The 18,870-nt window shown below is 71.1% G+C and carries 18 protein-coding genes and 1 riboswitch; of the genes, 10 read left to right on the forward strand and 8 right to left on the reverse strand.

Annotated elements, in window-relative coordinates; translation table 11 throughout:
• Positions 1 to 59: 59 nt before the first annotated feature.
• Genes nadA through nadC form a run of 3 tightly spaced genes read left to right on the forward strand, consistent with a single transcriptional unit; the run spans position 60 to position 3,600 of the window.
• Positions 60 to 1,040 (forward strand): quinolinate synthase NadA, encoded by a 981-nt coding sequence (nadA, locus tag R2N01_RS00235; RefSeq protein ID WP_316667262.1) that lies wholly within the window; start codon positions 60 to 62, stop codon positions 1,038 to 1,040.
• Positions 1,037 to 2,692: an FAD-binding protein gene (locus tag R2N01_RS00240; RefSeq protein ID WP_316667264.1), complete on the forward strand. Its 1,656-nt coding sequence runs from the start codon at positions 1,037 to 1,039 to the stop codon at positions 2,690 to 2,692. Before nadA ends, R2N01_RS00240 begins: the two co-directional genes overlap by 4 nt.
• Positions 2,689 to 3,600, forward strand: coding sequence for a carboxylating nicotinate-nucleotide diphosphorylase (gene nadC, locus R2N01_RS00245; protein WP_316667266.1), 912 nt, complete (start codon positions 2,689 to 2,691; stop codon positions 3,598 to 3,600). The genes R2N01_RS00240 and nadC overlap by 4 nt, the downstream gene beginning before the upstream one ends.
• 42 nt (positions 3,601 to 3,642) lie before the next feature.
• Here nadC and R2N01_RS00250 read toward each other — a convergent pair whose 3' ends face one another.
• Positions 3,643 to 5,031: a glycine--tRNA ligase gene (locus R2N01_RS00250; RefSeq protein ID WP_399553200.1), complete on the reverse strand. Its 1,389-nt coding sequence runs from the start codon at positions 5,029 to 5,031 to the stop codon at positions 3,643 to 3,645.
• 206 nt (positions 5,032 to 5,237) lie between these two features.
• Here R2N01_RS00250 and R2N01_RS00255 point away from each other — a divergent pair, with 206 nt between their 5' ends.
• From R2N01_RS00255 to R2N01_RS00285, 7 genes are all read left to right on the forward strand, one after another.
• Positions 5,238 to 6,209 (forward strand): metal ABC transporter substrate-binding protein, encoded by a 972-nt coding sequence (locus R2N01_RS00255; RefSeq protein ID WP_316667269.1) that lies wholly within the window; start codon positions 5,238 to 5,240, stop codon positions 6,207 to 6,209.
• 194 nt (positions 6,210 to 6,403) lie between these two features.
• Entirely contained in the window at positions 6,404 to 7,192 is a 789-nt protein-coding gene (locus R2N01_RS00260) for an ATP-binding cassette domain-containing protein (protein ID WP_316667270.1), read from the forward strand.
• Between the two features lies 1 nt (position 7,193).
• A complete protein-coding gene (locus R2N01_RS00265) occupies positions 7,194 to 8,174 on the forward strand; it encodes a metal ABC transporter permease (RefSeq protein ID WP_316667272.1) in 981 nt (326 codons plus the stop codon).
• Positions 8,175 to 8,200: 26 nt separating this feature from the next.
• Complete coding sequence (locus R2N01_RS00270; RefSeq protein ID WP_316667273.1) at positions 8,201 to 8,638, forward strand: Fur family transcriptional regulator; 438 nt, start codon at positions 8,201 to 8,203, stop codon at positions 8,636 to 8,638.
• Between the two features lie 50 nt (positions 8,639 to 8,688).
• Positions 8,689 to 8,813: riboswitch (cobalamin riboswitch) on the forward strand.
• A 64-nt stretch (positions 8,814 to 8,877) separates the two neighbouring features.
• Positions 8,878 to 9,774 carry a site-specific integrase gene (locus R2N01_RS00275; RefSeq protein ID WP_316667275.1) on the forward strand — a complete coding sequence of 299 codons (897 nt, stop codon included), beginning with the start codon at positions 8,878 to 8,880 and terminating at the stop codon, positions 9,772 to 9,774.
• Between the two features lie 272 nt (positions 9,775 to 10,046).
• Complete coding sequence (locus R2N01_RS00280; RefSeq protein WP_316667276.1) at positions 10,047 to 10,964, forward strand: ABC transporter ATP-binding protein; 918 nt, start codon at positions 10,047 to 10,049, stop codon at positions 10,962 to 10,964.
• Entirely contained in the window at positions 10,961 to 13,528 is a 2,568-nt protein-coding gene (locus tag R2N01_RS00285) for an FtsX-like permease family protein (protein WP_316667277.1), read from the forward strand. Before R2N01_RS00280 ends, R2N01_RS00285 begins: the two co-directional genes overlap by 4 nt.
• A 47-nt stretch (positions 13,529 to 13,575) precedes the next feature.
• Here the strand turns inward: R2N01_RS00285 and R2N01_RS00290 are convergent, their stop codons facing one another.
• From R2N01_RS00290 to R2N01_RS00320, 7 genes are read right to left on the reverse strand one after another with little or no spacing between them, the layout of a single operon-like run.
• Entirely contained in the window at positions 13,576 to 14,979 is a 1,404-nt protein-coding gene (locus R2N01_RS00290) for an aldehyde dehydrogenase family protein (protein WP_316667278.1), read from the reverse strand.
• On the reverse strand, positions 14,976 to 16,034 hold the full coding sequence (locus R2N01_RS00295; protein WP_316667279.1) for a cob(I)yrinic acid a,c-diamide adenosyltransferase: 1,059 nt from the start codon (positions 16,032 to 16,034) through the stop codon (positions 14,976 to 14,978). Before R2N01_RS00295 ends, R2N01_RS00290 begins: the two co-directional genes overlap by 4 nt.
• 2 nt (positions 16,035 to 16,036) lie before the next feature.
• Complete coding sequence (locus tag R2N01_RS00300; RefSeq protein ID WP_316667281.1) at positions 16,037 to 16,309, reverse strand: EutN/CcmL family microcompartment protein; 273 nt, start codon at positions 16,307 to 16,309, stop codon at positions 16,037 to 16,039.
• 3 nt (positions 16,310 to 16,312) lie between these two features.
• Positions 16,313 to 17,158 carry a flavoprotein gene (locus tag R2N01_RS00305; RefSeq protein WP_316667283.1) on the reverse strand — a complete coding sequence of 282 codons (846 nt, stop codon included), beginning with the start codon at positions 17,156 to 17,158 and terminating at the stop codon, positions 16,313 to 16,315.
• On the reverse strand, positions 17,155 to 18,000 hold the full coding sequence (eutJ, locus tag R2N01_RS00310) for an ethanolamine utilization protein EutJ (protein ID WP_316667284.1): 846 nt from the start codon (positions 17,998 to 18,000) through the stop codon (positions 17,155 to 17,157). Before eutJ ends, R2N01_RS00305 begins: the two co-directional genes overlap by 4 nt.
• A 19-nt stretch (positions 18,001 to 18,019) precedes the next feature.
• Entirely contained in the window at positions 18,020 to 18,298 is a 279-nt protein-coding gene (locus R2N01_RS00315; RefSeq protein ID WP_316667286.1) for a BMC domain-containing protein, read from the reverse strand.
• Between the two features lie 21 nt (positions 18,299 to 18,319).
• Entirely contained in the window at positions 18,320 to 18,862 is a 543-nt protein-coding gene (locus R2N01_RS00320; protein WP_316667287.1) for a BMC domain-containing protein, read from the reverse strand.
• Positions 18,863 to 18,870 lie beyond the last annotated feature (8 nt).

An 18,870-nucleotide genomic window follows, 5' to 3' on the forward strand; every position in this document is an offset into this window, starting at 1 on the left:
TTTTCGTCTTAGAGTCATAAACGCAAACCCGCTGGGGCATTCCCGTTGAGGAGGACTCCATGACCATCACCGCAACAGCCACGCGCACTTGGGCCCGCGCCGTGCGCGATCAGGCCGCCAGGCTCGGCGCCGTCATCCTGGCGCACAACTACCAGGCCCCGCAGATCCAGGACGTCGCCGATCACGTGGGCGACTCGCTCGCACTGTCGCGCATCGCGGCGAGCTGCGACGCCGGCACCATCGTCTTCGCCGGCGTGCACTTCATGGCCGAGACGGCCAAACTGCTCTCCCCCGACAAGCGCGTACTGATCCCGGACGCGAGCGCGGGCTGCTCCCTCGCAGATTCCATCACCGCCGACCAGTTGCGCGCCTGGAAGCGGAAGCACCCCGGTGCGGTGACGGTGAGCTATGTGAACACCACGGCCGAGGTGAAGGCGGAGACCGACATCTGCTGCACCTCGTCGAACGCCGTCGACGTGGTGAGATCGATACCGCCCGACAGGCCCGTCCTGTTCTGCCCCGACCAGTTCCTCGGCGCGCACGTGCGGCGCGTGACCGGGCGCGGCGACATCCACGTGTGGATGGGCGAGTGCCACGTGCACGCGGAGATCTCCCCCACCGAGCTCATGGCCCAGGTGCACAGCCACCACGACGCCGAGCTGTTCATCCATCCCGAGTGCGGGTGCACGACGGCCGCGCTGTGGCTGACCGGTCGCGGGGAACTGCCCGCCGAGCGCATCAGGGTGCTGTCCACCGGCGGCATGCTCGAGGCGGCCAGGACCACCGGGACGGGCGAGGTGCTCGTGGCCACGGAGGTGGGCATGCTCCACCAGCTCCGGCAGGCGAACCCCTCCGTCCGGTTCACCGCGGTGAACCCCCGCGCCGCATGCCCCTTCATGAGGATGACGACCCCCGACAGGCTGCTGGCCTGCCTGCGCGAGGGCCGCGACGAGGTCCGCGTAGACGCGTCGATCGCACCGCCTGCACGTGCCGCCGTGGAGCGCATGATCGCCATCGGGCGCAGCGGAGGGGGCGAATGACGATGACCGTTGCCCAGGGATGCCAACTGGCCCACGGGCCCGCCGACTGGCACTGGCGCACCCGCGTCCTCGTCGTCGGCTCGGGCGTGGCGGGGCTCACCGCCGCACGGGATCTGTGCCGGGCGGACGTACCCACGATGGTCATCACGCGGGGTTCGCCGACCGAATCCAGCACCGACTGGGCCCAGGGCGGGCTCGCGGCAGTGTGGTCCGACGAGGACTCGTTCCGGCTCCACGCCGACGACACCATGGCCGCCGGCGCCGGGCTCTGCGCGCCCGGTCCGGTGCACGACCTCGTCGTCCACGCACCCGGGGCCCTGCACCGGCTCATCACAGCGGGGGCACGGTTCGACTCGGGCCCGGACGGGCGCATCGACCTCCATCTGGAGGGCGGCCACCACGCCAGGCGCATTCTGCACGCCGGTGGGGACCGGTCGGGCCGCGAGGTGCACCGCGTCCTGCTGGCCTCGCTCCCGAGCGGCGGGGCGGAGGTGCGCGGATCGGTGCGCGTCGTCGACGTCCTCACCGACGTCGACGGCGCCGTCTGCGGCGTCCGGGCCCTCGACGGACGGGGACGGAGCGGAGTCATCCGAGCCCGGATCATCGTACTGGCAACCGGCGGCATCGCGGCGCTGTGGCCCACTTCGACCAATCCCCCGGTCTGCGCGGGGGATGGCCTCGCCGCAGCGCTGCGGGCCGGTGCGACGGCGCGCGACGTCGAATTCCTGCAGTTCCACCCCACCGTCCTCGTTCCGCCGCGGCGGCGCCCGGGCGACCGCGGCGTGCTCGTCTCGGAGGCGGTGCGCGGAGACGGCGCAGTCCTCGTCGACCACGAAGGCGTGCGGGTCATGCAGGGAGCCCACCCCCTCGCCGATCTGGCGCCGCGCGACGTGGTCTCGGCCGCCGAGCACGCCCACATGAGACGCACCGGTGAGTCCCACCTGTTCCTCGACGCGACCCGCCTGGGCGCCGCCGGCTGGCGGGAACGATTCCCCTCGATCCTGCGGATGTGCCGCGAGCGCGGCGTCGACCCGGTCACCGAGCCCATCCCCGTGCGCCCGGGTGCGCATTACCACTGCGGCGGGATCCGCGCGGACATGACGGGACGGACCGGCGTGCCGGGGCTCTACGTGATCGGCGAGGCGGCCTGCACGGGGGTGCAGGGCGCCAACCGCCTCGCCTCGAACTCCCTCATCGAGGGACTCATCATGGGCGAGCGCGCGGCACGGGAGATCAGCGGTCTGCCGCTCGGGGAGGCCGGCGACGAGTGCCCGCGCCCCACGACCGGCCTCGTCCCCGGCCCGTGGCTGGAGAAGATCCGGAGCGGGCTGGCGGACTGCTGCGGCGTGGTGCGCTCCGAACCGCGGCTGACCCGGATGCGGGCCGTACTGGACGACTGCCCCCGGTCCGCCGCACGGCTCACCCACGAGTCGTTGAGCGCCACGAACGCCGCCCTCGTCGCCGGCGTGCTGACGGCGGCCGCCCGAACCCGCACGGAGTCGCGGGGCGCGCACAGGCGCGAGGACTTCCCCTGTGCATCTCCTCAGTGGCGCCATCACCTGGACTGGCACCTGAACGAGAACGGGAGTCCCCGCTGCCGTGCCGCCGACCGCACCCCCGCCGAGGTCCTGCCGGCAGGCGAACAGGCATGAGCGGGGCGCTGCATCCGTCCTGGGCACCCGGCTGGACCGCCACGGCCCTGCGCGGGGCCGGGCTCGAGCCAGAACCTCTCATGCGATTCATCGACGCGACGCTCGACGAGGACCTGCGCTGGGGCGGCGACGTCACCACCGAATCCGTCCTGGGGCCCGGCTTGGAAGTCGTCGCATGCGTCGTGACCCGCTCCCCCGGCACCCTGGCCGGCGTCCCGGTGAGCGCGCTCGTACCCTGCAGACTGGCCGCGCGGAGCGGCAGGAGGGTCCGGGTGGAGCCCATGGCCCATGACGGGCAAGAGGTGGGCGAGGGCGCGCAGGTGCTGCGCATGGCGGGGCCGGCGCGGGAGATCCTCACCGCCGAGCGCGCCATGCTCAACCTGCTCGGCCAGCTGTCGGGGGTGGCCACGGCCACCGCCGCGTGGGTGCGCGCGCTCCGGGGCCACCGCGCATCGGTCCGCGACACCCGCAAGACGGTTCCGGGCATGAGGGTCCTGCAGAAGTACGCGGTGCGGTGCGGCGGCGGGCTCAACCACCGGATGGGCCTCGGCGACGCGGCACTGATCAAGGACAATCACATCGCAGCAGCGGGAGGCATCGCAGCGGCCCTGCGAGCGGTCCGGCAGCACGCTGGCGGCATCGACTGCGAGGTCGAGTGCGACACGCCGGCCCAGGTGCGCGAGGCGGTGGCGGCCGGGGCCCGGCTGGTCCTGCTCGACAACATGAGCGTCCAGCAACTGGCCGCGTCCGTCGCGGTCTGCCGGCCCGCGGGAGTGCGTACCGAGGCGAGCGGTACCCTGCGCCTGCCCGAGGCGCCCGCGGTGGCCTCCACCGGCGTCGACTACGTCTCGGTGGGAGCGCTCACCCACTCGGCCCCGGTGCTCGACGTGGGTCTGGACCTGCGCTGAGCCCAGGGCGGGCGCACCGACCGGCCACCGGACGGTCCGCGCTCAGCAACCGACCAGGCGGACCGCCAGGTAGTCGCCCACCTGCGGGAGCGCGACGCGCTCCTGCCGCATGGTGTCGCGCTCGCGGACCGTCACCGCATCGTCGTCGAGGGTGTCGAAGTCGACGGTGACGCAGTACGGCGTACCGATCTCGTCCTGACGGCGGTAGCGCTTGCCGATGGCCTGGGCGTCGTCGAAGTCGATGTTCCAGGCCCCGCGCAGCTCCTCGGCCAGGGAGCGGGCCTTGGGCGAGAGCCTCTCGTTGCGACTCAGCGGCAGCACGGCCGCCTTGACCGGCGCCAGGCGCGGGTCGAGCTTGAGGACGGTGCGCTTGTCGACGCCGCCCTTCGTATTCGGGGCCTCGTCCTCGGCGTAGGCATCGATCAGGAAGGCCATGAGCGAGCGGGTCAGGCCGGCCGAGGGCTCGATGACGTACGGCAGGTAGTGCTCGTTCCTGGCCTGGTCGAAGAAGGTCAGGTCGGCGCCCGAGTGCCTGGCATGGGTCCCCAGGTCGAAGTCGGTGCGGTTCGCGATGCCCTCGAGCTCGCCCCACTCGCCGCCCGCGAAGCCGAACCTGTACTCGATGTCGACGGTCCGCTTGGAGTAGTGCGAGAGCTTCTCGGTCGGGTGCTCGTAGAGGCGCAGATTCTCCTCGGCGATGCCCAGGCCGGTGTACCAGTCCTTGCGGTGGTCGATCCAGTACTGGTGCCACTGCTCATCGGTGCCCGGCTCGACGAAGAACTCCAACTCCATCTGCTCGAACTCGCGAGTGCGGAAGATGAAGTTGCCGGGCGTGATCTCGTTGCGGAAGCTCTTGCCGGTCTGCGCGACGCCGAACGGGGGCTTCATGCGCGTGGTGGTGAGGATGTTCTTGAAGTTGATGAAGATGCCCTGGGCCGTCTCGGGGCGCAGATAGTGCAGACCGGATTCGTCCTGGACCGGACCCAGGTACGTCTTGAGCATCATGTTGAAGTCGCGGGGCTCGGTGTACCGGCCGCGGTTGCCGCAGTTGGGGCAGGGGACCTCGGCCAGGCCGACCGAGTCGGGATCGGCGATGCCCTTGCGGTTGGCGTACTCCTCGGCCAGCTGGTCGGCGCGGAACCGCTTGTGGCAGGCCAGGCACTCGACGAGCGGATCGTTGAAGACGGCGACGTGGCCGGAGGCGACCCACACATCGGACGGCAGGATGACCGAGGAGTCCAGGCCGACGACGTCACCGCGACCGGTGACCGTGCAGCGCCACCACTGCCGTTTGACGTTCTCCTTGAGCTCGACGCCGAGCGGGCCGTAGTCCCACGCCGCACGCGTTCCGCCGTAGATCTCCCCGCACGGGAAGACGAATCCGCGTCGCTTGCACAGGCCGATGACCCTGTCGAGTTTGCTCTCTGCCACTGATGGCTCCTTCGTCACGCCGAATGACCGGCTACGGGCCGGTACCTGGCTGGCACCGGCTGCGGACCCGCGGGCCCCGGCCAATCATGCCCGACATGCTCTCTCGCGCCGTGCACCGCACGCGGCGCGGACGCGCGGCGGTGCGCCGCACATCCGATTTTTGCGAACGATTTGCATTTGAGAGTGTTTTGGACCACACTGGCCCCATGAGACTCCGATCCGCCACCGCATCCTCACGCGCCATCGCCGCAGTACTGGCGGGCGTCCTCGCTCTGAGCGGGTGCTCATCGTCGAGTGGGCGATCGGGCGGTGCCGACGGCACCGACAAGGTGGACGTCGTCGCGGCCTTCTACCCGTTCCAGTTCATCGCCGAGCAGGTCGGCGGCGACCACGTGCAGGTCTCCGACCTCACCCAGCCCGGTTCCGAGCCGCACGAGTTGGAGCTCACCGCTCAGCAGACCGCCTCCCTGGGCGAAGCCGACTTGGTGCTCTACCAGACCGGGTTCCAGGCCGCCGTCGATGAGGCCGTGGCCCAGAACACGCCCAAGAACTCGATCGACGTCGCCTCGATCGTCACCCTCCAGGACCCGGTCGAGTCCGTCGACCTGGCGGAGGACGAGGAGAGCGCCACCGACGAGGAGGATGAGGAGGGGAGTTTCACCAAGGACCCCCACGAATGGCTGGACCCGCAGAACATGATCACGATCACGAATGCGGTGCGCGACAAGCTCAGCGAGCTGGACGGCGACCACGCCGACCAGTACAGGGCGAACGCGGATGCGCTCGTCGGCCGGCTCGCCCGACTCGACTCCGACTACACAGTGCTCGGCAGCTGCCAGCAGAAGAGCTTCGTGACGACCCACGCGGCCTTCGGCTACCTGGCGAAGCGCTACGACCTGAACCAGATCGGCATCTCGGGCCTGTCCCCCGATGAGGAGCCCTCGCCGGCGCGCATCGCCAAGGTCCAGCAGCTGGCCCGGGACAACGGCGTGACGACGATCTTCTACGAGACCCTCGTCTCGGACAAGGTCGCCACCTCGATCGCCGGCGACCTCGGCCTGTCGACCGATGTGCTCGATCCGCTCGAGGGCATCACCGACGAGTCCAGGGGCGGCGACTACATCGAGGTCATGCAGTCCAACCTGACCGCTCTCAAGACCGCCAATCAGTGCGGCTGAGCCGCCTCCCCACCGCCCTGGCGCCCGTCCCCAGCGGACGCCGGGGCTCTTCCCCGTGACCGACCGCCGGGCGCATCGTCCCCGCCACGTGCGTCGTCAAGGCGGCGCCGCGCCGGCTTCGGCGGGCGTGGACACTTGATGACGGGCCGTCGGAGGCGAGCGGCCCACCGGCCCGAACCGAAGGAGGCATCCGTGTGAACGCCGAAGCCGAACCCGTCCTGGCCTGCCGCGGACTGTGCGCGAGCCTCGGCGGTCATCAGATCCTCGTCGACATCGATGCGCAGGTGCACCGCGCGGAGACCGTCGCACTGCTCGGGGCGAACGGCTCGGGCAAGTCGACCCTGGTCAGGGCGCTGCTCGGGCTGATCCCGGCCAGCGCCGGCAGCATCCGGCTCTTCGGCGAGCCCCTGACGCGTTTCCGGCAGTGGCAGCGCATCGGATACGTGCCCCAGCGCGGCGAGTCCTCGGTGGCCAACGCCACGGTTCGCGAGATCGTCGCAACCGGCCGGCTGGCCCACCGCAGGACGTTCCGCCCGCTCGGCGCCGTCGACCGGGCCGTCATCGACGAATCGCTCGAACGTGTCGGGCTGTCCGGCCGCGCCGGCGATCCGCTGGGCATCCTGTCGGGTGGCCAGCAGCAGCGCTGCCTCATCGCCCGTGCGCTGGCCAGCCAGGCAGAGCTCCTGGTCATGGACGAGCCCCTGGCCGCCGTCGACCTGACCGCCCAGGAGAGCCTGACCGAGCTGTTCGGCGCGCTCAAGGCCGACGGCCTGTCGATCCTGGTGATCCTGCACGAGCTCGGGCCCATGGCCGGTCTCATCGACCGCTCGATCATGATTCGCGCCGGCCACAAGATCTACGACGGGCCGCTCGAACCTGGCAGCGGCACCGGCGGCGATCACCACCCCGCGCCCGAGCGCCCGAGCGCGTTCCTGCCCGATCCCGGGCTCGTCCGTCCGATCGGGGCCGGGGAGGCGCGCTGACATGTCGGTCCTCGCCCTGGCATTCATGCAGCGCGCACTCGTCGCGGCACTGCTGTCCGGCCTCATGAGTCCGGCGGTGGGCACTTACGTCGTCCAGCGCAGGCTCTCGCTGCTCGGAGATGGCCTGGGCCATGTCGCGATCGCCGGTGTCGGGCTGGCCCTCGTCACCGGCTGGGCGCCCACCCCGGTGGCCATCATCATCTGCGTCATCGGCGCAGTGGCCATCGAATTGGCCCGTCAGAGCGGCAAGGCCCCGGCTGACGTGGGCCTGGCGATCCTCTTCTACGGAGGCCTGGCCACCGGCGTGCTCATGGCCGGCATCTCAGGCAGGGGCACCGGCGTGCTCTCCCAGTACCTCTTCGGCTCGTTGACGACGGTGAACTTCTCGGACGTCATCGTCGTCGCGGTCATGGCGGTCGTCATCGTGGCCCTCTGTCTCGGCCTGGCGCCCCAGCTCTTCGCGGTCTGCGCGGACGAGGACTACGCCCGCAGCCAGGGCCTGCCGGTACGGGCGCTCGAGCTGTGCATCGTCGTCATGGCCTCGGTCACCGTCGGGGTGTCGATGCGCACCGTCGGCCTGCTGCTGGTGAGCGCCATGATGGTGGTCCCGGCAGCCGCCGCGAACAACCTGGTGACCGGCTTCCACCGCTCGCTGCTCACCTCGATGGGCATCGGCCTGGCGGTCAGCGCGGTCGGCGTCATCGGTTCGTACTACTGGAACACGGCTTCGGGCGCGACGATCGTCGTGAGCGCCATCGTCGTGTTCATGGTCAGCGCACCCGTCGGGTCGTGGTTGAACCGCAGAAGGTCGCTGATGAGCGCCGATGACCCTATAGTGAGAGCAGCAAGTGGGCACGACCCCTGTGGGCGCACCCGCGTCGCCGCCGGTGCGCGCGGGGTGCGCCACGTGCAGCACGGCGACCATGTGGATCATCTGCCCACGACCGACTCGGGCGTCCCGGCGGAGGTGCCCGACCCCTGATGGCATCGCGGACGGAGGCATGGCCGATGAGCACCGAGAAGTCCACCACGCGGGACAGGATCCCCCCGCGCAATACGCGCCAGCGCCGGCTCATCAAGCAGACCCTCGGCGAGGGCCGCGACTTCCGCACCGCTCAGCAGCTGCATGCCGACCTGGTCAGGGCCGGGGAGCGCGCCTCGCTGGCCACCGTCTACCGCGTCCTGAACTCGCTGGCCGACAACGACGAGGCGGACACCTGGCGTACGCCCGAGGGCGAGATGGCCTACCGGCGCTGCTCGACGGCGCGCCATCACCACCATCTGATCTGCCGCGACTGCGGTCGCACCGTCGAGATCAGCGGAGGCCCGGCCGAGAGATGGTCCGAGTCGATCGCGGCCGAGCACGGTTTCATCAGACCTGAGCACCACGTCGAGATCTTCGGCACCTGCCCCGAGTGCGCCGCCCGAGAACCCGCCGACGACTGAAACCGCCCGGGGAACGCCCCGCCCACCCCGTGCGGAGCCCAAGGGGATAGGATTCAGCCCAACAACGAAGTCGCCTTTGCGAGGGAAGCCGGTGGGAAACCGGCACTGACGCGCAGCCGTGAGCCGGGCATGGACCCGACGAGTCGGAATGCTCGCTCTGGTGATCCGACCCTCTACCGCTGTCGCGAATGCATCGGTGACCGTGATGTCACCCTGCTCTGCAGCGAAAGGATGACATCATGAGCGCCACGACCTGGCCACTCGAACAGCCCCACGGGGACGAGCCGAGTCCCGTGCCTCCCCTGCACCTCCTGCCCCCCGGGCGGATGGCCCCGCGCCTGGACACCTACCTCCACGCATGGCTCGCCACCCGTGCCGGCGCCGTCGCCGACAAGACGCTGCGCACCGACCAGGATCTGCTCCGCCTGATCCCCCAGTCCTGCCTGAGCCAGGATCCGCGTGCCCTCACGCAGGCCGACGTGGACCGGCTTCTCGGGCACTTCCGGTCACGCGGTCTCAGCGAGCTCTCGGTGCGCCGTCATCGCGCCAGCCTGTCGTCCTTCTTCGGTTGGTTGCGCGATCAGGGCCTCATCGACGAGTCCCCCGTGCCCCGGCCCGCCCACCGGCCCGCCGAGCAGGCCACATCGGCGCTGCCGTTCACCGCGTCCGAACTGCACACGGCCTTCCGCCTGTGGCAGGCCCGGGACCGCCGCCTGGCGCTGGTCATGCTCGTCCTGGCCCATACCGGTCTGCGCTGGGCCGAGGCACGCGCCCTGCTCGTCGGGGACGTGCACCTGCGCGAGGGCCGTCTCACCGTCCGCAGGTCCACGCCCGAAGGCGTGAGCACCCGCGAGTTCAGCCCCGAGCTGGTCCGCCGCGTGCCGCTGTCCAGGTGCGCCATCCTGGCGCTGACCGAGCTCACCGCCGGGGCCCGCCCCGATCAGCTGGCCATGACCACGGACCGCGGCTGCCAGTTGCACCGCACCTCGGTGCTGCGGACGCTCGACTGGCCGCGCACCGGCCAGGGCCGCCGCCTCGTCGACCTGCGGCACACCGCGGCCCGGCTGTGGCTCGACTGCGGTCGCTCCCCCGCCCAGGTACGCGCCTGGATGGGTCACAGCCTGATCACGAACTGACCCCCTGGACCCGTCCCCCGAGCCGGAGGGGCCGCAGCCGCACGGTCAGCCCGCGAGGCGGAGGCCCCGGTGGCGGTTGGCCGCGGCATGGAGCTCATGGCGCCGGTGCGGCCCCGCGCTCCGGCGGGCCTCGTCTTCCCCGGCGGGCGACCGGGAGGCCGGACCCACGGGTATCCGTCCCGGTCCGTGAAACATCCATGATCAACCGGATCGGTCCTCCGAGAGCGTTGCGGAGCTGTCCTGTCCGGGAGTCGACCGATAGGGTTCAACCCATGACAGGATACAGCTCGGACGAGAGCGGCGATTCCCTCGAACACCGGCCCGACGTGCCCGGGGCGGCAGGGCCGGCCCCCGCCGACGCCGTCCCTGCCGCCCCGCACGACCCGGACGGCGGCCCCGTTGTCCTCACCCATGCCCTCACCAAGACCTTCGGCTACGGGGACAACAGCGTGACCGCGCTGGACGCGGTGGACGTGCGCATCGCCCGCGCGCACTTCACCGCCATCATGGGCCCCTCGGGCTCGGGCAAGTCGACGCTCATGCACTGCCTGGCCGGTCTGGAGAAGGCCACCTCGGGCACGATCGTCCTCGACGGCGAGGAGATCTCCTCGCTGAGCCAGCGGCGCCTGACCAGGCTGCGCCGCGAACGCATCGGCTTCATCTTCCAGTCCTTCAACCTCGTGCCCTCCCTGACAGCCGAGGAGAACATCACCCTGCCCCTCGACATCGCCCGCCGGAGGGTCGACCGCGCCCGTTTCGAGCGCATCATCGAGGCGGTCGGGCTCCAGGACCGTCTCCGCCATCGGCCGGCCGAGCTCTCGGGCGGCCAGATCCAGCGGGTGGCCTGCGCGCGGGCGCTCATCGGCAGCCCGGCGGTCGTCTTCGCCGACGAGCCCACCGGGAATCTCGATTCCCGCGCCACGGAGCAGGTCCTGAGGGTCCTGCGCTCGAGCGTCGACGAGTTGGAGCAGAGCGTGGTCATGGTGACTCACGAACCCGATGCCGCGGCCTGGGCCGACACCGTCTTCTTCCTCAGGGACGGCCGCGTCGTCGCCGAGATGGACCGGCCCGACCGCACCCGGGTCCTGGAGGCTCTGGACGAGTTCGGCTCACCGGGCAGACGGCGCGCCGACGAAGGCGACGAGGACGGCGCCCGCCGACCGGGCGCGGCCCGGGGGTCGGAGCGGTGAGGCGCGTCGCTTGGCGCTCCGTGCGCACCCACGCCGGGCAGTTCCTCCTGACGGCCCTCGCCGTGGTCCTGGGAGTGACCTTCCTGTCCGGCACGCTCGCCCTGCGCGGTGTCCTCTCCGAGACCTTCTCCGCCCTGACGTCCTCCACCATGACGGCGGACCTGTACGTCACCGGCCCCCGCGTGGACGGGTCCGGCTCCGGTTCCGGGATCACGACGGAACCGGTCGACGCCGCCTTGGCGGACCAGATCGCCCGGCTCGACGGCGTCCAGGCCGCGCACCCCGTCTCCTCGGTCCCCGTGACCCTCGTCGGCGCGGACAACACCCCCGTGGCCTCCACCGGAGCCCCGTCGATGGCCCTGCCGATCTTCCCGGACGGTCTGGGGGAGAAGATGGTCGCGGGCTCCCGGCCCGTCGGTCAGAACCAGATCGCCCTGGAGTCCGACGCTCTGAGGCGCTCGGGCCTGGCGCTGGGACAGACCACCCACCTCGTCGTCAACGGAGTGCCGATGGAGGTCGAGGTCGTCGGCGAGTTCAGCTTCGGGGCCTCCATGGCGGGGGCCACCGTCGTCGGCATGGACTCGTCCTGGCTCGTACCGGCGGCCGCGCCGAACGGCCAGGTCTCCTCCATCTCGGTGTACCTGGACCAAGGGGCCTCCGCGACGGAGGTCTCCCAGGAGATCGCCCCCCTGCTGCCCGACGGCGTCCGCCTCCAGACCAGGGCCGAGAGCATCGACGAGCAGAACGACTCCATCGAGCGGATCCTCGGCTACGTCCAGACCTTCCTGATGGTCTTCGTGATCCTGGCGATGTTCGTGGGATCGTTCATCATCATGAACACGTTCGCCATGAGCGTGCGCCAGCGCGTGAAGGAGTTCGCCCTCCTGCGCGCGATCGGCGCCTCCCCGGCGTCGGTCTTCGCCACAGTGCTCCTCCAAGCCGTCATCATCGGCGCCATCGGCTCCGCCCTGGGCGTTCTGGGCGGAACCGGCCTGACCCGTCTGCTCGTGGCGGGGCTGGAGGCCATGGGTATGCCGCTGCCGGACAGCGGCGTCCCCATGACGCCGGGCATCATCGTCGCCTCCCTCCTCACGGGCCTGCTCGTCACCGTCCTCGGAGCCCTCCTGCCCGCTCGGGACGCCGCCCTGACCGCGCCCGTCGAGGCCATGAGATCGACCTCCGGGTCCCGGGAGAAACCGTTGACACTGCGCGGCGTCCTGGGGGCGCTACTGACCGCGGCCGGGGCGGCCGGCGTCATCGCCGCCTGGACGGCCGGGGGCATGCCGCACCGCTCGGCGGTCCTCGGCGCGGGTGCGGGCGCCCTCATCGTGGGGCTGCTCGTCGTCTCCCCCGTCCTGGCGCGCCCCGTCGTCACCGTCCTGGGGCTCCCCCTGCGGCTCGTGCGCCCGGGGGGCCGCCTGGCGGCGCGCAACCTGGCGGCCAGCACACGGCGCACGGCGGCCACCTCCGCCGCCCTCGTCATCGGCATGGCGCTGGTGTGCGCGGGTTCCACGGTCACGGCCTCGATGCGGGCGTCGATCTCCACGATCGTCAATGACTCGATGCGCGCCGACCTCATGGTGCGCTCGGCGGCCACCAACCAGACATCCCCGCTGCCCGCCGGGATGGCCCAGAGGATCGAGGCCCTCGACGGTGTCGCCGCGACCACCGGCTACTCCGGCGCCCTGACCACCGTGACGGCCCCGGACGGCCAGAAGCTGACCGGCTACATCGACACCATCGATCCCCGGACCTACGCCGACTTCTACGATCCGGGCATCACCAGCGGCTCGCTGGACTCGCTGGACTCCACGCACGTCGCGGCCTTCGCATCCACCGGCCTGGCGATCGGCGACGAGGTGACCATCTCGGGGTCCACCGGCAGCATCACGGCCACGGTCAGCGCCCTCGCCGACCCGAAGGGCATCACCGGGACGCTCTACGTCCCCCCCGAGGTGACCGCGGCGGTCGGCTCGTGGTCCGAGGCCGTGCCGACCGACCCGGGGCAGGTCCTGGCCAGCCCGATGGGCCTGTTCGTCAGGCTCGCGGCGGGGGCCGACCCGGAGTCGGTGCGCGGCCAGATCCAGGAGATCGTCTCGCCGACCTACGTCTTCGAGGTCCTGGACGCCGATCAGCTCTCGGACCAGGTCGGCCAGCAGGCCAACCAGATGCTCGCCGTCCTGTACGCGCTCCTGGGGCTGTCGATGGTCATCGCCGTTCTCGGCATCGTCAACACCCTGGTCCTGTCCGTCTCCGAGCGCACCCGGGAGATCGGCCTCATGCGGGCCGTCGGTCTGGGGAGGACGCAGCTGGCCGGCGAGATAGTCTGCGAGTCCGTGCTCATCGCCGTCTACGGGACCGTACTGGGCGGCGCCACCGGGGTCCTACTGGCCGGCGCCCTGCGCGCGGTGCTGGCCGATCAGGGCCTGACCGAACTGGTCATCCCCTGGACCCAGCTGGTGATGATGCTGGTGATCGCCTGCCTGGTCGGCGTCATCGCGGCGCTGTGGCCTGCCCTGCGGGCCGCCCGCCTGCCGGTGCTGGAGGCCATAGCGACCGAGTGAGACGGCCGGGCCCTCCCCTCCCACCGGGGCAGGGCCCGGCGCACCCGTCAGCGCACCGACAGGCCGCCCTTGAGAACGCAGCGGCGGCGGCGCGCGAAATTGCGGGCCGAGGTCAGGCCCTCCCCCGTCGGACCGGCGATGGTGAAGGTCGGGTAGCCCTCCCCGCCGATGCCGATGCCGTTGTAGGACGGGCCGTTCTTCACGAAGATCGTGGTCTGGATCCTCTTGCCCATCTTGGTCAGGGCCTTGACATCCAGCGAGTGCATGACCGCCGTGTGGCGGTTGCCGTGCTCGGCCTCGACGGCCCTGTCGATGGCCTCGTCGATGTTCTTGACGCGCACGACGCCGAGGATCGGCATCATGAGCTCGGTCTGGACGAAGGTGTGTTCGAAGGGGACCTCCGCGATGAGCAGCCGGGTGTCCTCGGGGACCGTCAGGCCCGCCTCCGCGGCCAGCACGGCCGCCGGCCTGCCGACCCACTTCGGGACGGCGCGGCCGTCCTCGGCCACGAACGAGGCCAGCCTGTCGACGACCGCCCGGTCCCTGATCTCGACGGCGCCGTGCTTGAGCATCTCGAACTTGAGCAGGTCGACGATCGAGTCGACCGCGATGACCTCCTTCTCGGCGGTGCAGGGCAGGTTGTTGTCGAAGCTGGCGCCGTCGACGATGTCCTTGGCCGCCTGCGGGATGTCGGCGGTGGCGTCGACGACGGCCGGCGGGTTGCCGGCACCGGCGCCGATGGCCTTCTTGCCGCTGGACAGGACCGATCTCACGATGCCCGGGCCGCCGGTGGCGACGAGCATGCGCACCTTCGGGTGGGCCATCATGGCGTTGGTGTTCTCGATCGAGGGACTCTCGACGGTGGTGATCAGGTCGGCGGGGGCACCGACCTCGGCCAGGGCCTTGTTGATCCGGCGGATCAGCCAGTGGGTGATCCCGGTGGCGCGCGGGTGGGGACTGAAGACCACGGCGTTGCCGGCGGCGAGCATGCCGATCGAGTTGTTGATGACGGTCTCGGTCGGGTTCGTCGTCGGGGTGATCGCGCCGATGACGCCGAAGGGCGAGAACTCGATGGTGGTCAGGCCATCGTCGCCGCTCCAGGCCTCGGTCACGATGTCCTCGGTGCCGGGGGTGTCCAGGGCCGCGTAGCGGTTCTTGAGGAATTTGTCGTGCGCGTTGCCCATGCCGGTCTCCTCGACGGCGGCCTCGGCCATGTGCCTCAGGGCGGACTCCTCGGAGCAGACGTCGCGGATCACCTGGACGTAGCACCTGCGATCGCGCATCGAGCAGTCGAGGTACCGGCTCCACGCCCTGTCGGCCGCCTCGACGGCGTCATTCATGTCGGCGAAGATGCCGTCACCGCAGGGGCTCGCCGCACCGGCCCGACGCGCGACGACCTCCTGCACGGTCTCGCGGACGACCTTTTGAATGAGTTCGGGGCTGATGCTCATGGACGGCTCTCCTTCTGGGCTGTTGACAATGCGTATGCGACGATCGACTCGTCCTGGGCGGCCGCTCCGCCGGAGACGCCGATGCCCCCGGCCAGCCTGCCGTCGACGAAGACCGGGAGTCCTCCCCCGAAGACGACCACGTGGCCGGCGTTCGACTGCTGGATCCCGTGGAGCTCTCCGGCCGGGCCCGAGGCGTCCTTGAGCTCGGCCGTGGGCCGTTGGAAGGCGGCCGCGGTGAACGCCTTGCCCTGGGCGATGTCGAGACTGCCCAGGAGAGAACCCGCCATGCGCTCCAGGAGCACCAGGTTTCCGCCGTCGTCGACCCCGGCGAAGACGCAGGGGACGCCGATCTCGACGGCTCTGGCCTGCGCCGCCTCGGCCATGAGCCGCAGCACGGCCAGGTCGTACCGGGGGAGCTCGTAGGGGCCCGGCGCCCCGGGTCCCGTCCCGTCCGCGCCGGCGAGGGCCGCGGCGGCGCCCGGGTCGGACAACGCGCGCGCGACCGCCCCGCGCACCACCTGCTCGATGCGGGCGATGTCGTGGCGGTGCTCGGCCAGACGGGCCAGCGCGTAGAGCGCGTCGGACAGGCGGTTGAGGTAGGTGATGACCTCGGGACGGATCGTCTCGGAGCCGACGGCGGTCAGCACCCGGCGCTCGGCGCGGCGCACGACCGTGCGGGCGCGGTGGAGGACCGCGGAGAGCGCGTCGCGACCGGGGACGACGAAGTTGCGCTGCGGACCGGTGACGGCCAAGCACTCGTCGATCAGGCGTTCCAGATCGGTGACGTCATCGGTGCCGATCTTGTCGTCGAGAATCTCGCGGCCCCGGGGATCGCTGGCCAGTTCGGCGGCCAGCGTGAACATGCGCTGCTGGATGTGGTGCAGGGCGGCGCGGACATGCGGGTCGTCCGTGGCGGCCTTGGCCTCGCCGATCGTCACGTTGGCCTCGTCGACCGTGCCGTAGGCCTCGACCAGGGACGACTGCTTGGGCACGCGCGAGCCGCCGAACAGGCCGGTCGTGCCGCCGTCGCCGCTGCGGGTGTATATGTTCGGCACGGTCAGGCCCCCCCGAGCTCGATCGAGTCGACGATGCCGACGATCGTGGAGTCGATCGGCGAGTCCTTGCGGGACGCCGCGAAGCGGGCCGAGGAGCCCTTGGTGATGATGACCGTGGCGCCGGTGCCGGCGCCCACGGTGTCGACGGCGATCTCGGGCCGGTCGACGGGCTCCTCGTCGGCGTCGAGCGGCTGGACCAGGAGCAGCTTGAAGCCGATCAGTCGCTCGTCCTTGCTGGTCGAGACGACGGTGCCGCGCACCTTGGCGAGGAACATCTTTCAGGCCTCCTTGACGATCGTGACGGCGCGGCTCGCCGCAACGTCTCCGGCCATCGCGGTGATCTTCGCGTCGGCGGGCACTTGCAGCAGCGTGCCGGGGGGCAGCCGCTGGACGACGCGCTGGCTGATGAGTCTCTGTTGGCACACGACCGTGCCGGGTCCGGGCGCGGCGGCCGACGAGGCCGTGGTCCGGGCCATCGGGGTGACCGCCGGGGTCGCGCCGAGCATGCGCAGCAACTCGGTACGGCTTGCACCCAGGGCCGTCGTGATCGGGCGGATCCTGGCGCGCTCGCTGCGCTCGTAGGCGGCCAGTACGGTCCGGGCCAGGGAGCCGGCGCGCGAGGTCCGCACGCCGAAGGTGCGCAGCGTCGCGAGATTGGCGCGCATCATCTGCGCGTAGCCCTCGGGGATGGCGCCGAACCAGCGCCGCTTGTCGGGATCATCCGGATCGCAGCCGGAAACGGCTGCGACGACGGGTTTGCCGGCCAGCAGGTAGTCGTTGACCAGATTGCTCGCCAGGCAGTCGGCCACGCCGTGGGCGGCCTTGGCGGCGATGTTCTGGGTGAGCGTCGGGATGATCAGCATGTCGTGGCTGCCGGTCAGCTGCCTGGTGGCCGGGGTCATGCCCAAGGCGCCGATGAGCTCCTGGTCGAGGATGCGCTCGGCGCTCGGGGTCTGCACGACCTCGAGCCCGACGCCCTCGCCGATCAGCATGGCCAACTCGGGAACCGTCTTCTCGAAGCCGATCAGCGCGCCGGTGAACAGGACCAGGGCGCGCCGGGGGGCCGGGGCCACCAGCTCGGCAAGAGCACTGTGCACGAGACCGCGCACGTCATCGGCATTCATCGGTGAATCTCCTTCGCCGTCATCGGGACGCCCAGCGGGGTCACGAACAGGGGCTCGGCCGGCCGGACAACCGGCCGGTGCAGGCGCGCGGCGAACGCGTCGGGTGCGTTGGGGAAGGCGCTGGATCCGCCTACCAGGTAGACGACCGGCACGTCGACGTCCTGGAGCGAGCGCTCGGCGATCGAGGCCATCTTGTCGAGCGTGGGGCGGATGAGACCGATCACGTCGGCGCGGCGGGCCGGATCCTTCTTCATGGCCTCGGCCTCCGCATAGGGCAGGCGGTGGGCGCCGGCCAGGACGAGTGTCATGTGGTGACCACCGGTGGCCTCATCGACCGACAGCCTCACCCGGCCTCTCTCCAAGACCGAGACCCCGGTGGTGCCGTGGCCGATGTCGATCACGCAGCCGTCGGCGATGCCGAGCGCGCGGGCCGCCGCAACCGGCTCGTCCACCACCTCGGCGACGTCCAGGCCGCAGGCGACCACCACGTTCTCGAAGACCCTGACGTCGCCGGCGCCGATCGCCGGCGGGATCGACACCGAAGCCCGGTCGAACCGGTACCCGAGGCGGTCCTGGACGTCCCGGGTGAGCCTGCGCACCGCACCGGTCGCGCCGGCCCAGTCGACGACGACGCCGTCGCGCACGACCGTGGAGTGCATCCAGCCCCCGGCGACCGGGCGGTCGGCGGCATCGACCACGGACACGACGATGTTGGCGGTACCGAGGTCGACGCCGAGCCGCAGCTCGCCCTCGTACTCGGCGGTCTCGCCCGTGCTCACGAGCTCGGCGAACCGCCGGATCGCCCGTTCACGGTCGGGCGGTGCTGCCGTGTCCGCGGTCATCGATGCCTCACCCGATCCCTCAGGACTGCTTCGGCAGCAGCTTCTCCACGTCGTTGTGCGGACGCGGGATCACGTGGCGGGAGAGGACCTCCTCGCCGACATTCGTAGCGGCGACGTAGCCGGCGTCAACAGCGGCCTTGACCGCGCCGACGTCGCCGCGCACCATCACGGTCACCAGTCCGGCGCCGACCTTCTGGTAGCCGATCAGCGTCACATTGGCGGCCTTCGTCATGGCATCGGCGGCCTCCACAGCCCCGATGTAACCCTTGGTCTCGATGAGACCGAGCGCTTCACCCATGGTTTCTTCCCTCCTCTGATTTCATTTCTTCTCGGCCTGCGGCCCATCGCCGCCGGCGCTGGAAGTCTTGCGGACCGGCGAACCGCCCGGGCTCGCAGCCCCGGCGCCGACTGCCCTGCTCTTGGCCGGCGCCCTCTTCCCGGTGTCGCCGGTCCTCGCCGCGGCCTCCGTTCCCGGCGCGGTCCCGGCGCCCGTCTCAGCGGGCCCCTCCACGGGCCGGGGATTCTCGGCCGCGGCCTTCTCGACGGCCCGGCCCGCACGGGCAGGTGCTCCGGGGCCAACGGTCGCCGGGGACAGGACGACGTCGTCGAGCTGCGCGCTGGGACGGGGGATCACCGAGACCGCGAAGACCCTGCTCACCCGCTCCGCTGAGGTCCGGGCCGCCGCGATGGCCGACTGCACCGCCGAGACCTGGCCCTCGACCTTGACGGTGACCATGCCGGCGCCATCGGTGGTCTCGTAACCGATGAGTCTGACGTCCGCGGACTTCACTGCGACGTCGGCGGCCTCGATGGCCGCCGGAAGACCGAGGACCTCGATCTCGCCCAGGGCGTTCGTGAGCATTGTGTCTC

This window comes from uncultured Propionibacterium sp. (assembly GCF_963539965.1).
Classification (GTDB): Bacteria; Actinomycetota; Actinomycetes; order Propionibacteriales; family Propionibacteriaceae; genus Propionibacterium.

Coding starts and splice junctions, on each gene's coding strand:
- R2N01_RS00280 (WP_316667276.1), top strand. CDS start 10,047: ATGACAGGATACAGCTCGGACGAGAGCGGCGATTCCCTCGAACACCGG.
- nadC (WP_316667266.1), top strand. CDS start 2,689: ATGAGCGGGGCGCTGCATCCGTCCTGGGCACCCGGCTGGACCGCCACG.
- R2N01_RS00255 (WP_316667269.1), top strand. CDS start 5,238: ATGAGACTCCGATCCGCCACCGCATCCTCACGCGCCATCGCCGCAGTA.
- R2N01_RS00240 (WP_316667264.1), top strand. CDS start 1,037: ATGACGATGACCGTTGCCCAGGGATGCCAACTGGCCCACGGGCCCGCC.
- eutJ (WP_316667284.1), bottom strand. CDS start 18,000: ATGACCGCGGACACGGCAGCACCGCCCGACCGTGAACGGGCGATCCGG.
- R2N01_RS00265 (WP_316667272.1), top strand. CDS start 7,194: ATGTCGGTCCTCGCCCTGGCATTCATGCAGCGCGCACTCGTCGCGGCA.
- R2N01_RS00315 (WP_316667286.1), bottom strand. CDS start 18,298: ATGGGTGAAGCGCTCGGTCTCATCGAGACCAAGGGTTACATCGGGGCT.
- R2N01_RS00275 (WP_316667275.1), top strand. CDS start 8,878: ATGAGCGCCACGACCTGGCCACTCGAACAGCCCCACGGGGACGAGCCG.
- nadA (WP_316667262.1), top strand. CDS start 60: ATGACCATCACCGCAACAGCCACGCGCACTTGGGCCCGCGCCGTGCGC.
- R2N01_RS00320 (WP_316667287.1), bottom strand. CDS start 18,862: ATGCTCACGAACGCCCTGGGCGAGATCGAGGTCCTCGGTCTTCCGGCG.
- R2N01_RS00270 (WP_316667273.1), top strand. CDS start 8,201: ATGAGCACCGAGAAGTCCACCACGCGGGACAGGATCCCCCCGCGCAAT.
- R2N01_RS00290 (WP_316667278.1), bottom strand. CDS start 14,979: ATGAGCATCAGCCCCGAACTCATTCAAAAGGTCGTCCGCGAGACCGTG.
- R2N01_RS00305 (WP_316667283.1), bottom strand. CDS start 17,158: ATGAATGCCGATGACGTGCGCGGTCTCGTGCACAGTGCTCTTGCCGAG.
- R2N01_RS00300 (WP_316667281.1), bottom strand. CDS start 16,309: ATGTTCCTCGCCAAGGTGCGCGGCACCGTCGTCTCGACCAGCAAGGAC.